At 73.7% G+C, this 13,446-nt stretch carries 13 protein-coding genes and 1 pseudogene; 5 read left to right on the forward strand and 9 right to left on the reverse strand.

Features of this window, described 5'->3' with window-relative positions; translation table 11 throughout:
• Positions 1-134 precede the first annotated feature (134 nt).
• Complete coding sequence (locus IE94_RS0111580) at positions 135-1,838, reverse strand: DNA alkylation response protein (protein ID WP_030182045.1); 1,704 nt, start codon at positions 1,836-1,838, stop codon at positions 135-137.
• A 102-nt stretch (positions 1,839-1,940) separates the two neighbouring features.
• Between IE94_RS0111580 and IE94_RS0111585 the strand changes: the two genes are divergently transcribed.
• Positions 1,941-2,693 carry a PaaX family transcriptional regulator C-terminal domain-containing protein gene (locus IE94_RS0111585; protein ID WP_030182048.1) on the forward strand — a complete coding sequence of 251 codons (753 nt, stop codon included), beginning with the start codon at positions 1,941-1,943 and terminating at the stop codon, positions 2,691-2,693.
• A 4-nt stretch (positions 2,694-2,697) separates the two neighbouring features.
• On the opposite strand, the pseudogene IE94_RS0111590 reads toward IE94_RS0111585, so the two are convergent.
• Positions 2,698-2,943 (reverse strand): annotated as a pseudogene (locus IE94_RS0111590) (pectate lyase); the annotation flags it as partial.
• A 155-nt stretch (positions 2,944-3,098) separates the two neighbouring features.
• On the opposite strand from IE94_RS0111590, the gene IE94_RS0111595 reads away from it, so the two are divergent.
• A complete protein-coding gene (locus IE94_RS0111595; RefSeq protein ID WP_030182054.1) occupies positions 3,099-3,554 on the forward strand; it encodes a DUF6214 family protein in 456 nt (151 codons plus the stop codon).
• A gap of 42 nt (positions 3,555-3,596) precedes the next feature.
• Here the strand turns inward: IE94_RS0111595 and IE94_RS0111600 are convergent, their stop codons facing one another.
• Positions 3,597-4,253: a DUF305 domain-containing protein gene (locus tag IE94_RS0111600; RefSeq protein ID WP_030182056.1), complete on the reverse strand. Its 657-nt coding sequence runs from the start codon at positions 4,251-4,253 to the stop codon at positions 3,597-3,599.
• A gap of 206 nt (positions 4,254-4,459) precedes the next feature.
• Between IE94_RS0111600 and IE94_RS0111605 the strand changes: the two genes are divergently transcribed.
• Positions 4,460-5,962 (forward strand): LVIVD repeat-containing protein, encoded by a 1,503-nt coding sequence (locus IE94_RS0111605; RefSeq protein WP_030182058.1) that lies wholly within the window; start codon positions 4,460-4,462, stop codon positions 5,960-5,962.
• On the opposite strand, the gene IE94_RS0111610 is transcribed toward IE94_RS0111605, so the two are convergent.
• The 5 genes from IE94_RS0111610 to IE94_RS0111630 all read right to left on the reverse strand — a co-directional run bounded on the left by IE94_RS0111610 (position 5,950) and on the right by IE94_RS0111630 (position 9,952).
• A complete protein-coding gene (locus IE94_RS0111610) occupies positions 5,950-6,669 on the reverse strand; it encodes a TetR/AcrR family transcriptional regulator (RefSeq protein WP_030182060.1) in 720 nt (239 codons plus the stop codon). The genes IE94_RS0111605 and IE94_RS0111610 overlap by 13 nt on opposite strands.
• A 145-nt stretch (positions 6,670-6,814) precedes the next feature.
• Positions 6,815-7,501 carry an HAD family hydrolase gene (locus IE94_RS0111615; protein ID WP_030182063.1) on the reverse strand — a complete coding sequence of 229 codons (687 nt, stop codon included), beginning with the start codon at positions 7,499-7,501 and terminating at the stop codon, positions 6,815-6,817.
• 125 nt (positions 7,502-7,626) lie between these two features.
• A complete protein-coding gene (locus tag IE94_RS0111620; RefSeq protein WP_030182065.1) occupies positions 7,627-8,298 on the reverse strand; it encodes a phosphatase PAP2 family protein in 672 nt (223 codons plus the stop codon).
• Between the two features lie 57 nt (positions 8,299-8,355).
• A complete protein-coding gene (locus tag IE94_RS0111625; protein ID WP_030182067.1) occupies positions 8,356-9,291 on the reverse strand; it encodes a M56 family metallopeptidase in 936 nt (311 codons plus the stop codon).
• 112 nt (positions 9,292-9,403) lie between these two features.
• A complete protein-coding gene (locus IE94_RS0111630; RefSeq protein WP_030182069.1) occupies positions 9,404-9,952 on the reverse strand; it encodes a DUF5134 domain-containing protein in 549 nt (182 codons plus the stop codon).
• Positions 9,953-10,151: 199 nt separating this feature from the next.
• Between IE94_RS0111630 and IE94_RS0111635 the strand changes: the two genes are divergently transcribed.
• Both IE94_RS0111635 and IE94_RS0111640 read left to right on the forward strand, forming a co-directional pair.
• The gene (locus IE94_RS0111635; RefSeq protein WP_030182072.1) at positions 10,152-11,846 is read left to right on the forward strand and encodes an FUSC family protein; all 1,695 of its coding nucleotides are present in this window, start codon (positions 10,152-10,154) and stop codon (positions 11,844-11,846) included.
• Positions 11,843-12,406: a MarR family winged helix-turn-helix transcriptional regulator gene (locus tag IE94_RS0111640; RefSeq protein WP_030182074.1), complete on the forward strand. Its 564-nt coding sequence runs from the start codon at positions 11,843-11,845 to the stop codon at positions 12,404-12,406. The genes IE94_RS0111635 and IE94_RS0111640 overlap by 4 nt, the downstream gene beginning before the upstream one ends.
• Positions 12,407-12,577: 171 nt before the next feature.
• On the opposite strand, the gene IE94_RS0111645 is transcribed toward IE94_RS0111640, so the two are convergent.
• Positions 12,578-13,342, reverse strand: coding sequence for a VOC family protein (locus IE94_RS0111645; RefSeq protein ID WP_030182077.1), 765 nt, complete (start codon positions 13,340-13,342; stop codon positions 12,578-12,580).
• Between the last annotated feature and the right edge of the window lie 104 nt (positions 13,343-13,446).

Genomic DNA, 13,446 nt, shown 5'->3' on the forward strand with positions numbered 1-13,446 from the left:
CGGCGTCTCGTCGACGCCTTTGTCTCGGACACGGGCCAGTCTGCACCCAGCCACTGACAGTCACCCCTGGACTGGATGTCGCCCCAGGTCAGGCGGTGGTGTCGGGGTCCGCTCGGAGGTCTCGGCCCGACCGCTCAGCCCTCGCCGGGCAGCGCCCGCGCCAGGATCGCGTCGAGGTCCGCCGTGTCCGGCAGCGTGCCGAAGGCGTGCCCCCAGTCGCCGCCGAGCCGAGTCGCGCAGAAGGCGTCGGCGACGGCCGGCGGGGCGTGCCGGACCAGGAGGGAGGCCTGGAGCGTGAGGGCCATCAGCTCCACCAGGCGGCGGGCGCCGGTCTCGGACGCCTCGCCGAGCCCCGCCCGAAGCCGGGCCACCGCAGCGTCCAGCCGGGCGTCCGCACCGCGGGCGAGGGCCAGTTCACCGAAGAGGGCCTCGGCGGAGGCGGGGGAGCGGCCGAGCGCCCGCAGCACGTCGAGGGCGTTCACGTTCCCCGAGCCCTCCCAGATCGACAGCAGCGGTGCCTCGCGGTAGTGGCGGGGCATCCCCGACTCCTCCACGTAGCCGTTGCCGCCCAGGCACTCCAGGGCCTCCGCGGTGAACGCCGGACCCCGCTTGGTCACCCAGTACTTGCCGACGGCGGTGGCGATCCGCCGGAACGCCGCCTCCCCCGCGTCCCCGCGCACGGCACGGTCGGCCGCGCCGGCGAGCCGCAGCGTGAGGGTGGTCGCGGCCTCGGACTCCAGCGCGAGGTCGGCCAGGACGTTGCGCATCAACGGCTGGTCCACCAGCCGGGCGCCGAACGCGCTGCGGTGCCGGACGTGGTGACCGGCCTCGACGAGGGTCTTGCGCATCAGCGTCGCCGAGGACATCACGCAGTCCAGCCGGGTGCAGTTGACCATCTCGATGATCGTCTTGACGCCCTGCCCCTCCGGTCCGACCAGCCAGGCCACCGTCCCGTCGAACTCGGGTTCCGAGGAGGCGTTGGAACGGTTGCCGAGCTTGTCCTTCAGACGCTGGATGCGGAACGTGTTGCGGGTGCCGTCGGGCAGTACGCGCGGCACCAGGAAGCAGGACAGCCCGCCCGCCGCCTGCGCCAGCACCAGGAAGACGTCGCACATCGGCGCCGACGTGAACCACTTGTGCCCGCGCAGCGTGTACACGCCGGGCTCGGCCGTCGCCGCGGCCGTCGTGGTGTTCGTGCGGACGTCCGAGCCGCCCTGCTTCTCGGTCATCCCCATGCCGGCCAGCAGGCCGCGCTTGTCCGTGGGCGTCCGCAGCCCCGGTTCATACTCCCGGGAGGTCAGCAGCGGTTCGTAGACCTTCGCCAGCTCGGGCTGGGCGCGCAGGGCGGGGACGGCCGCGTAGGTCATCGACGTCGGGCACCCGTGTCCCGCCTCCGTGTGCCCCCAGACGAGTCCGCCGGCGATCCGCGCGACGTGTGCGCCCGGCCGGTCGTCCGCCCACGCCGCACCGGCCAGGCCCTCGCCGACCGCGATCCGCATCAGGCGGTGCCAGCTCGGGTGGTACTCGACCTCGTCGACCCGGTTGCCGTACCGGTCGTGCGTGCGCAGCACGGGCTCGTGCCGGTTCGCGAGGTCGCCCCAGTCCTGCGCCTCGGCGCTGCCCGCCCGACGGCCCAGTCGGCGCAGACCGTCCTCGGCCCACCCGGCGCCCTCCCGCCGCACGCCCTCCAACAGGACCGGGTCGTCGGACGCGTCGTAGGGGGCCGACGGAGGGGGCTGGTTGGTGACGTCGTGCGTCGCGTGTCCCCCGGGACCGCCCCAGGGCTCCTCGGACGGCTCGTAGGACTCGAACGGCGGCTCCTGCGCGAGTGTCGTCATGAACCGAGTGTTGCACTGTCCCTGCGATCGCAGCAATAGTGCAACATCACGGGCGCACGTACAGTACGTGCTCATGTGGACGAACGACACGAGCCCGCGCGGATGAGCGGTTCCGAGGCGGGCGGTGGGCCCGCCCCGCGTCCGCTGTCCGCGCGGTCGGTGGTCCTGAGCCTGCTGCTCGGCACGCACCCCCCGGAACTGCCGGCGAGGGACCTGGTGCGGCTCGTGGAGGGGTTCGACGTCGGAGCCTCCACCGCGCGTGCGGCGCTGAGCCGGATGGCCGCCGCCGGGGACCTGCGCCGCACGGAGACCGGGTACCGGCTCAGCGAGCGGCTGCTGGAGCGCCAGCGGCGCCAGGACGAGGCCCTGCGCCCGCACACGCGCGCGTGGGACGGTGACTGGGAGACGCTCGTGATCACCGCGACGGGGCGCGGTCCCGCCGCCCGTGCCGAGCTGCGGACCGGGCTGACCGCCCTGCGCCTGGCCGAACTCCGCGAGGGCGTCTGGCTGCGCCCCGCCAACCTCGACCGCCCGCTGCCCGCGGGTCTGGACCGGGTGGCCGAGCGGCTCCTCTCACGCCCCGAGGCCCCCGCGCGCGAACTGGCCGCGCGCCTGTGGCCGCTGGGCGACTGGGCGGACACGGCACGGGCGCTGCTCGCCCATGTCGACCGGGCCGCGCGTCCGTCCGACCGTCTCACCGCCTTCGCGGCCGTCGTGCGGCATCTGCTTGCCGACCCGGTGCTGCCCGCGGAGCTGCTCCCGCCCGACTGGCCGGGCGCGGCCCTGCGGGACGCCTACGCGCACTACCAGCGGGAGCAGTCCGGACAGGTCAGGGAGCACGGCACCCGGACCTGACGCGTCACCTGCAGGTGATGTCGGACGAGGAGTACGTGCAGTACGTGCCGTCGGCGCCCGAGCCGTTCGAGTCCGGCTCGTCGCCGTCGTCGTTGCCGGTGTACCTCTGGCACGGGACGATCTTCTTGCTGCTGTCCCCGACGACCGTGACGTTGCGCGGGGTCGCGCTGTCGCCGTGGTTGGTGTTGATGTCGGCGATCCTGCCGCCCTTCCAGTTCACCTCGATGCCGCTGAGGTCGATGGTCCGCGCATGGTGCGCTGCGCCGGGAGGGTGCCGCCCTCGGTGAACGATGCGTGTTCCATTCGTATGGAATGTGATCATTCGGTTACGTTGCGTATGTGCTCGAAGCATCCTTCGTTGATCGTTCTCTTCAGCTTTCCGACCGCTGTCCGGACGACGGTGAGATGTCCGTGCGGCACGCCTGGGTGGTGAGCGAGGGCTCCACCACGACCTCGTGGTTCGACGTCCGGCTGGCCTTCGCCGACGGCGCCCGGGTGGACGCGCTCGCCGTGCTGTCCGGCGAGGACGTGCGGGTCGAGGACGTACGGGCGCAGCCCCCGCTGTCCCTCGACGACTTCGCCGTGCTCGCGGAGTGGCTGGAGGACCCCCTGTTCGAGGCCTGCGTCCCGGCCTCCGCCGGCCCCCCGCCGACCGGGTCGCGGCGGGTGCGGCCCGCGTGGCCGCGCGGACGGGAGGGGCGCAGGCTTGTCGCCCAGGAGTACCGGGCGGCCCGCGAGGCGGGCGGTGATCCGGTCCTCGCGGTGATGCGCGCGACCGGTCACAGCAGGCGCAGGTCGCTCAGGCTGATCGGCCAGGCCCGCGACGAGGGGTTCCTGGCGCCGCGTCGCGCGCGTCGCTGAGGCGCGCCCGAGGGGTCCTCCGGCCGGGGGCCCGCCGCGCCGTCACAGCATGGCGCGCATCCGGGAGATCTCGCTCGTCTGCTGGGCCACTACGTCGTCGGCCATCTCCTCGATCAGCACGTTGTTGCCCTCGGACTTCACGTCCGTGGCCATGCTGATCGCGCCCTCGTGGTGAGTGATCATCAGAGTGAGGAAGAGCTGGTCGAAGGCCTTGCCCTCGGCCGCGCGCAGCTTCTTCAGCTGCGCCTCGGTCGCCATGCCCGGCATCGCGGCGTGCTCGTGGCCGCCGCCCGCCACCTTCTCTCCGTGGTTCGCGAGCCAGCCCTCCATCGCCTTGATCTCCGGCCCCTGCGCGGCCGAGATCCGTTCCGCCAGCTTCTTCACCTGGCCGGACTCGGCCTGTTCCGGAGCCAGTTCGGTCATCTTCAGCGCCTGGGCGTGGTGCTGGATCATCATCCGCGCGTAGGAGACGTCCGCCGCGTTGGGGGAGTCGTCGTCCGCGCGCTGCTTCCCGGCTTCCTCGGCGGACAGGGTCCGGTTGCCCTCGCCCGGCTTGCCCGGCGCGATGACCGAGGGCCCGGCTGCGGACGCCGAACTGCCGTCCGACGCGGAGTCGCAGGCCCCCAGCCCGAGCACGGCCAGAGCTGTCAGTGCGGCCGTGACGAGTGACGCGCCGGACATCGCGGGGCGAAAGGACACAAGGACCTCCTGTTGCTGGGGTGCCCCTCCGAGGGAGGGGATGCCGAGCACCTTGTGGGTGCGTGACCGTCCTAGCACGCTTCCGCGCGTCACTGATCAAAAAACTTCATTGCGAGTTTGTTGCCCCCTGTTGGTATGAGCATGGCGAAGACGATACTGCGGGGTGCGTGAACCGTTCCGCCGGGAACGGACGTTGGGAGGAAACAGTGACCCTGTTGAGTGACCCGCGAACGCGGCGCAGACGCCTGGGAGTCGCGGCTGCCGCCGCCGGACTCCTGTCCGCGCTGCTCACCGCCGGCCCTGCCGTGGCGACCCCCGACCCCGGGGACAGCCCGGCGACGTCGAAAGAGGTGTCCAAGAGTGCGCGCGCCGAGGTGCGCGACGCGATCGAGAGCGGCGACATACCCGGCCAGGACGAGATCGTCCACTCGGACAACATCGAGCACCTGACCAACATCCCCAAGGACGCACTGCCCGGCACCAACTCGGACCTGGCCTTCCAGGGCCGGTACGCCTTCGCCGGGAACTACGACGGCTTCCGCATCTTCGACATCCAGAACCCGAAGAAGCCGAAGACCGTCGCCCAGGTGCTGTGTCCCGGCTCGCAGAACGACATATCCGTCTCCGGGGACCTGCTGTTCCTGTCGACCGACTCCTCGCGCAGCGACAGCAGTTGCAACAGCACCACGCAGCCCGCGACCGAGAAGTCCTCCTGGGAGGGCATGAAGGTCTTCGACATCAGCGACAAGCGGAACCCGAAGTACGTCGCCGCCGTCGAGACCGCCTGCGGCTCGCACACGCACACGCTGGTGCCCGAGCGGAAGAACGTCTACATCTACGTCTCCTCCTACTCGCCGAACGCCGCCTACCCCGACTGCCAGCCGCCGCACGACGGGATCTCCGTGATCAAGGTGCCGCGCAAGGCACCCGAGCGGGCGGCCCTCGTCGGCTTCCCCGTGCTGTTCCCCGGTGAGGGCCCCGACGGCGGCGGCAACCCGGGCGGGCCCACCAACCCGGGCGTCTCCAAGACCACCGGCTGCCACGACATCACCGTCCTGCCCTCCGAGGACCTGGCGGCGGGCGCCTGCATGGGCGACGGCATCCTGTTCTCCATCAAGGACCCGGAGCGCCCGAAGGTCATCGACCGCGTCCAGGACAACGTGAACTTCGCGTTCTGGCACTCGGCGACCTTCAACCAGAAGGCCGACAAGGTGGTGTTCACCGACGAGCTGGGCGGCGGCGGCGCCGCCACCTGCAACGCGGAGATCGGCCCGAACCGCGGCGCCGACGGCATCTACGACATCGTCGGCCGGGGCGACCACCGCAAGCTGGTCTTCCGCAGCTACTTCAAGATCCCCCGCCACCAGGCGGACACCGAGAACTGCGTGGCCCACAACGGCTCGCTGATCCCGGTCAAGGGCAAGGACATCATGGTCCAGGCGTGGTACCAGGGCGGCATCTCCGTCTGGGAGTTCACCGACTCCTCGCGGCCCAAGGAGATCGCCTACTTCGAGCGGGGTCCGCTGACCACCGACGCGATGACCACCGGCGGTTCCTGGTCGGCGTACTACTACAACGGCTACATCTACTCGAACGACATCGCCAAGGGCTTCGACGTCCTCAAGCTCAGCGACCGGCGCACCGACCCGGCCGAGCGGGTCCACCTGCGGGAGCTGAACACCCAGACGCAGCCGGACTACTTCGACTGATCGGTCCGGTCCGTCCGGTCCTGCTGCTCCACCCGGTCCGGCCCGTCGGGTACGCCGGTCGCGAAGAACCGTGACAGGTCCGGGTCGCACGTCGTCCCGCCGGGCGCCTCGGCGTCCGGCGGGACACCCAGCTTCCAGTCCAGCCGGTAGCGCTCGAACAACTCGGCGCGCAGCTCCGGCGCCGGCATGGGCACCCCGGGCACGAGAGCCGCGAAGACGGCGCCCATCAGCAGCGCGCGCAGCATCGGGTAGTCGCGGTCGACGTCCTGCGAGCCGTACCGGGAGACCGTGTCCCTGAGCAGCTCCGCCAGCCGTCGCTGCTCGGGGCACGGCACGAAGCCCACTTCCGCCTGGAGCAGGCCCGCCATGTGCTGGCGCATGAGCACCGGCCGGTCCCGGGCCAGCCCGAGGATCGCGTCGATGGCCCGCGCCAGCCGCTCCCGCCCCTCGCCGGTGCGCGGCTCGCGCTCCAGGGCCTCCTCCAGGGTGCGGTGCATCAACCGGTGCACGGCGGACTGGACCAACTGGCGCTTGCCCGGGAAGTAGTACGAGACCAGCCCCCGCGCCGAGCCCGCACGGTCCGCGATGTCGCCCAGCGTGGTCGCGTCGTACCCGCGCTCGCCCACCAGCTCCACGGCGGCTTGCAGGAGACGCTCCTTCGAGCGCCGCCGCAATTCTTCATTGACCGAGGCGCTGCGCGGGGACATGCTGTACTCCTGCGTTGACTGGCTGCCAGCCAACTATACTCGGCGCAGGCGGACGGCCCTCCGGGGCCGATCCGGCTTCCGTCCGTCTCGGGCGACACGGGGGATCGTCCGAGACGGGTGGGACCGCCCGGATGGTTGCCCCGAGCTACGGAATCAGGTCCAGCACCGGCCGCAGCCCGGCCGGGCGCTCGGTCACCGGCAGGTGGTCCACGAAGTGCACCCCGCAGCCGAGCGCCGCCGCGCCGCCGTCCGCCCTCCGGTCGTCCCCGACCATCAGCGTCCGCCCCGGCTCCACGCCCAGCGCCGCGCACGCCAGGCCGAACAGCCGCGGGTCCGGCTTGCGGATGCCGTGCTCGTACGACAGGACGTAGGTGTCCACGTACCGGTCGAGGCCGTGCGCGCGGAACACCGGCCGCAGGTCCCAGCCGATGTTGCTGACCACCCCGACGGCGATCCCGCGCCCGCGCAACGCGCTCAGCACCTCGGCGGCGTCGGCGTACGGACTCCACGCGCTCGGCGACATGTGCCGCTCGTACAGCGCGTCGTGCAGGCCGTGGGGCAGCGGCACCTGCCGGGACAGGCCGGTGTAAGCGGCCCGGTGCAGCGTGGAGCTCTCGTCGCGGACCTCCCACACCTCGGCGAGCTCCTCCGGCACCCGCAGCGGCGGTGCGCCGCCGGGCAGCGCTCCCGCTCGCCGGAGCGCCTCGGCCGTCCGCGTCAACTCAGGCGCGGCGAGCCTCAGTCCGGCACCGTCCAGTGCCGCGCGCAACCAGGATTCGGTGGATTCGATACGGAACAGGGTCCCGGAGAAGTCGAACAGAACGGCGGTCATGGGCCGGCTCCTAGGGGCGACGGGGCGACGGGGCGACGGGGCGACGGAGGCGAGGGAAAGCGGGGAGCGGTGCCCGGTGCGTGTGTGTTCGCGGGACCGGACCGGACCGGGGCGTCCGGCCCGGCTCACGGATGCCACCGCCGGTGCACCAGCACCGCGCACGCCACCACCAGGGCGCCCAGGAGCCAGCCGCCGAGGACGTCCGTGGCCCAGTGCACGCCCAGCCACACCCGGGTCACGCCGACGCCCGCCACGGAGACCACGGCCACGGCGAGGCCGGCCCGGCGCGGCCCGCGGCCCGCGCCGTAATGGTGGAGCAGCCACACCAGCAGGCCGCACACGAACGTCGCGGTCATGGCGTGCCCCGAGGGGAAGGCCGCGTAGTGCGCGGAGTCGACGGGGTCGGGCCAGACCGGGCGGGGGCGGTCCACCGCCGCCTTGAGGACCTGTTGCAGAAGGCTGCCCAGCAGACAGGTCGCCCCCAGCCACACAGCCGTCCACCGGTCCGCCCGGCGCCACCACAGCCACACCACCACCACCGCGCACAGCAGGCGCATCGTCCAGGTGTCCCACACCCAGTCGGTGAGGATCCGCATGGCGTGGGTCACGCCGCCCTCTTCGACGGCCCAGCGGTGGGTCGTGTCCGCGATGTCCCGGTCAAGCCGTACCAACGGGCCCCACTCGACGGCCACCAGCGTGAGCAGCAGCGCGGAGCTCACGGTCAGCGCCCAGGTGACGCGGAGGGCGGTGCGCGGCTGCGGCGGGGCGGGCGGGGAGTCGACCGGCGGCGTCTGCATGCTGCGATCCTCGCCGAACCGACGCCTCCGAAACCACTGCCGTGGCGGGGAAAGAGGCTAGCCCAACGCCCGCAGCCCCGGCGCGAACGCCAGCAGGACCGGAACGACCGGCACCAGCGCGCCCGCGGCCGTCAGCCGCAGCCTTCGGGCCGCCGTCAGCCGGTTCGGCGGGGTGAGCAGCCGGTGGACCCGCTGCGGGACGTCGGCCCGGGCGGTCGGGCACGGTCCGAAGACCCCGCGGTCCTCGTTGAGTTCGACCAGGGCCAGGGCAGTCGTCAGCCGGCCGAAGCGGCGGGAGGCCACGTCGTCGGCGGCGAGTTCGACCAGGCGGTGCATCTCGTCACGGAACGCGGAGAAGACCGGAACCCGCGGAAAGCCCTCCGCCAGCGCGGCGGAGCAGTGCAGCAGCCAGTCATGCCGCGCCTGCGCGTGTCCCTTCTCGTGGGCGAGCACCGCGTCCAGCTGCCGGCCCTTGAGACGGCGCAGCGCGGCGGTGGTGACCACCAGCTGGGGCGTAGCGCCGGGCAGCCACCAGGCGTCCGGCCGCTCGCCCTCCAGGACCACGAGCGGCCCCGGGCCGGGCTCCTCACCGGGCAGCAGCGGAGCGCGCTGCCGCAGCTCCGCCCGGCGCAGCCGGCGCCGGGAGCGGGCCCGAACGACCTCCCGGGCCAGCATCACGGCGCTCCACAGCCCACCGCAGGCCAGCGTGACGGCGGTCGTGTCCGCCCAGAGGCCGGAGGTGCCCAGGGCGTAGGCCTCGACCACCGGGCCGGGAGCGGTCGCGAAGACGGGCCCGCCCACCGCGTGCCAGGCCGCCGCCGCGCTGAGCGTCATCGACAGCGCGCAGCACACGATCACCGCCGCCACCACGCACTGCCAGACCCACAGGGCGACCACCGGTTCACGATCCGGCCAGTCGGCCCGGGCGAGCAGCCTGGGGGCGAGCACGGCGGTCAGCGCGCCGAGCAGCAGCAGTGCCGCGGGGAGAATCATGGGGGCAGCCTATGAGCGCGACGCCGTCGGCAGTACGGTCGGTGGCGTGAAGTGACGCAGCCAACGACGGCCCACGGCGGACCCCGGGCGGACCGGGCCCCGGCCCCGGGTCTCACAGGGGCAGCAGCATGGCCAGCATCCCGATCGCCATGGAGAGCCGGCAGGCCCGCGCCAGCTCCGGCCGGTCGCCCCACCCACCCGCCGTGCGGCCGTCGGCCACCGCCACGACGGGTATCAGACGTACGCCGGTCAGCAGCACGTAGCCCGTGAAGTAGAGCAGCAGTGCCCCGGTCAGCACCGGTGTGCCGGACGTGCCGTGCCCGTGCCCGTGGGCCGGGGAGCCGGCCATCACCACCGCCATGTAGACCATCGCCGCGGCTCCCACGAGGTGGTGCAGGTGGTGACGGCCCGACCGGGCCGCCCACAGCGCCCGCAGCCCGGCGGCCCCGAACACCACCGCGTAGGCGGGCCAGGTCCAGGACGGCGGGGTGAACACCGCGGCGGGTACGGCCATGGCGGCCATGCCGAACCCCATCAGGGCCTCGCCGCCCGCGGTGCGGCGCTGCTCCTCGACCCTGCTGCGCATCCGCAGCAGGCAGTAGGCGCCGGTCGCCGCGCACAGCGCGACCAGCAGCCATCCGGGCGACGCCGGTCCGTGCACACGCACCTCCCCGTTCGGCGGTCCACGGTCGGTCAAGGCCTGCCCGTGCCACGCGGCGCGCACGCGAGCGCAAGGGTGTACGCGGGGGTGTCCGGGGGAGCGCGCGCCCTGGCCGCGGTGGATCGTCGCTGGTCGGTGACGGGCACGGTCTCGCAGCCGATATTTGATTTACAGGTAAAACACTTGTTAATCTCTCTGTATGAGCAGTGCGACCCCCACCTCCGGCCCCCCACCGGTCCGACGTCTGTCCCTGGCAGGCGTCCTGCGCCTGCGCCGGCCCTCCGAGATCTGGTTCAAGCCCGCCCTCAGTTCGGTCGTCGCCGTCGCCCCGCCCAACCTGCTCCTGCTGGCGCTCGGCCGGCTCGACCTGGCGATGTACACGATGGCCGGGTCCCTGTGCGCGCTCTACGCCCACAACCGCCCCTACGCCGCCCGCGCCCGCACCCTGGCGTGGGTGGTGCTCGGCATGATCGGCGGCCTCGCCGTCGCCCTGGTGACCGCCTCGCTCACCCGCGAAGCCGTCGTCCTGGTCGCCGTCGGCGCGCTGCTGGCCGCCGTGCAGAAGGCCCTGTGCGACGCCACCCGGGTCGGCCCGCCGGGCAACGTGGTCCTGACCTTCATCAGCTCCGCCGCCCTCTTCGTCCCGCAGACCCTCGGCCAGGTCCCCGGCCACCTGGCGCTGGCCGTCGCCGCCGGCCTCTGGGCCTGGCTCGTCGGCATGGCACCCGCCCTCGTCCGCCCGCACGGCCCGGAACGCCGGGCCACCGCCCAGGCCCTGAACGCCGCCGCCGCGTACGCCGCCGCCCACGGCACCGCCCCCGCCGCCGACCACGCCCCCGCCCGTGCCGCCGGGTACGCCGCCGTACAGGCCGCCTGGCAGACGCTGCTGGCCCTGCCGTCCACGGGCGCCCGCGCCACCACCCGGCACGCCCTGGAACGCCTCGTCGTCCGTGCCGAGGTCGCGCTGGCCGCCCCCGCCGACACCGACCCGGAGCGGCTGCGTGCATGGGCCCGCGCCCTGCGCGGCGGCGGCCGCATCCCCCGCACCGGCGACGCACCGGGCGACCGGGACGAACTCCTCGGCGTGGACGCCGAACGCGCCGCCCGCCCCGCGCCCCTGTGGCAGCGGCTCGGCCCGCTGACCCCGATCGCCGCGCGCACCGCCCTCGGCTGCGCCTTGGCCGGGTACGCCTCCCTCGCCCTCGGGATCGGCCGCCCCTACTGGGCCCTGGTCACCGCCGCCGCGCTCTACCAGGCCAATCTGACGCTGACCTGGAGCCGGGCCGTGCAGCGCGTGGTCGGCAACCTCGCGGGGGTGCTGCTCTTCGCGGCCATCGTCCCGCTCGCGCACCTCGGGCAGGTCCTGCTCGTCCTGTGCTGCCTCGCCCTCAACTTCGGTGCCGAGGCCCTCATCACCCGCAACTACTGGCTCGGCAGCGTCTGCGTCACCCCGATGGCCCTGCTCGTCACCGAGTTCGCCGGATACCAGGCCCCGGGCGAGCTGATGACCGAGCGGGCCGTGGACACCCTCGTCGGGGCCCTGGTGGGCTTCCTCGCCGCCGTCGTCGTCACCAACCGGCGCGCCGGGAACCGCGTCGAACAGGCGGTGACCGCGGCCGACCGCGCCCGCGAGCACGCCGCGCGCCTGCTCGCCGAGCCCGCGGGCGCGGTCGGCGCCCTGGAGGCCGCCCGCCGGGGCCTGGCCGCCGCGCTGACCGACCTGCGCGCCACCGCGGACGGGGCGGCCGGGGAATGGTGGGGGCGCGCACTGCCCCAGGAGAGGGTCGTGCTCGCGGAGCGGTCCGGACACCGTACGCTCGCCGAGGCGGTGCGACGCCAGGCACCGCGTCCGGACCGGGACGCGGTCACGAGAACGGAGGACGTACGGCCATGACGGCAACCGACGGGGGAGCGAACGGCCGGGGAGCCGGTGACGGCGGGACGGGGCCCGGCGGCGACACGGTGGCCGCGGTCGTACGCCAGTGGCGCGCCGTCCACCCGGACCTGGACACCGGGCCGATGGAGATCATCGGCCGCATCAACCGCTGCGCCGCCCTCCTCCAGCAGGCCGAGGACGCCCCCCTGCGCCGGGCGGGCCTCAGCCGCGCCGAGTTCGACCTGCTCGGCGCGCTGCGCCGCACCGGGCACGAGCTGACCCCCGGGGAGCTGGCCCGGGAGACCTTCTCCTCGGGTGCCGCCGTGACCAAGCGCCTCAAGCAGCTCACCGAGCGCGGCCTGGTCGAGCGGCGCGGCGACACCCGCGACCGCCGGGTCGCCCACGTCCGCCTCACGGAGGCCGGACGCGCTCTCGTCGACGGCATCCTTCCCGAACAGCTCGCCTACGAGTCGGCCGTCCTGTCCGGCGTGGACGGCCCCCGGCAGGACGAACTGGCGGCGCTCCTGAGCGGGCTGCTGGGCCAGCTGGAGGGCCGGCTCGACGCGCTGCGGGCCTGAGCGCCCCCTGGGGGGAACACACGCGCGCTGGGCGGGTCGGCGCTGTCGGCATCCGGTGGTCGGCGACCACCGCGGGCCCCGCCGGCCCGGTCCCGCCCGGCGTGGACCCACCCCCGCGCAGCGAGTCGGCTCATGAGCCTGCCGGTGCGGGCCTCTCGTGCGCCGGGCCGGTCAGCGCTCGTCGCCCGCCCGGTACACGCCGAACATCGCGCCCTGCGGATCCCGCAGTACCGCGATGCGCGGTCCGTCGGGCACCGAGGTCGGCTCCATGAGTACGGTGCCGCCGCCGTCGGTCGTGTCGACCGCGGCGGTGTCCACGTCCGCCACCGCGAAGTACGGCAGCCAGTGCGCCGGTACCTCGTGCGGGAACTTGTCGTCCATCGTCACCATGCCGCCGAAATCCGCCCCGTCGATCCCCCACTGCGGATAGCGGCCCGAGGCTCCGACGCTCCAGCCGAACACCGTCGTGTAGAAGTCGGCGGCCCGGTCGGGCTCCCGGGTCAGCAGCTCCACCCAGCCCAGCGAACCGGGCGCGTTGAACAGTCCGGCGCCGGGGAACGCGCGGCCCTGCCAGACCTGGAACACCGCCCCGGTCGGATCGGCGGCCACCACGTACCGGCCCGCGTCGAAGACGTCGGTGGGCCCCTGGAGGACCGCACCGCCGGCCGCCGTCACCTGCCGCACGGCCACGTCCGCGTCGCGCACGGCGAACGACACGTTCCACGCGACCGGTTGCCCCTGCTGGGACAGCGGCGTCAGGGCGGCGACCGCCGCCTCGTCGATCCGGGCGATCGTGTAGCCGCCCGCCTGCTGCCGCGGGTCAGGGTCCGGATACCAGCCGAAGAGCTTGGTGTAGAACCGCTTGGCCGCTTCCAGGCCGGTGGTCGCCAGCTCCGCCCAGCAGGGCCCGCCGGTCACGGGTTCGTGGAGCTTCATGGTGCGGGCGTCCTTCCGCCGGGGCCGCAGACCGTCCGTCCCCCTCCAGCACGCTAAGGCCGGGCCGGGGACGCGGCCATCCGGGCCGTCCGGCGCCCGCGCCC

The sequence above is a fragment of the Streptomyces violaceorubidus genome (assembly GCF_000717995.1).
GTDB lineage: Bacteria > Actinomycetota > Actinomycetes > Streptomycetales > Streptomycetaceae > Streptomyces > Streptomyces violaceorubidus.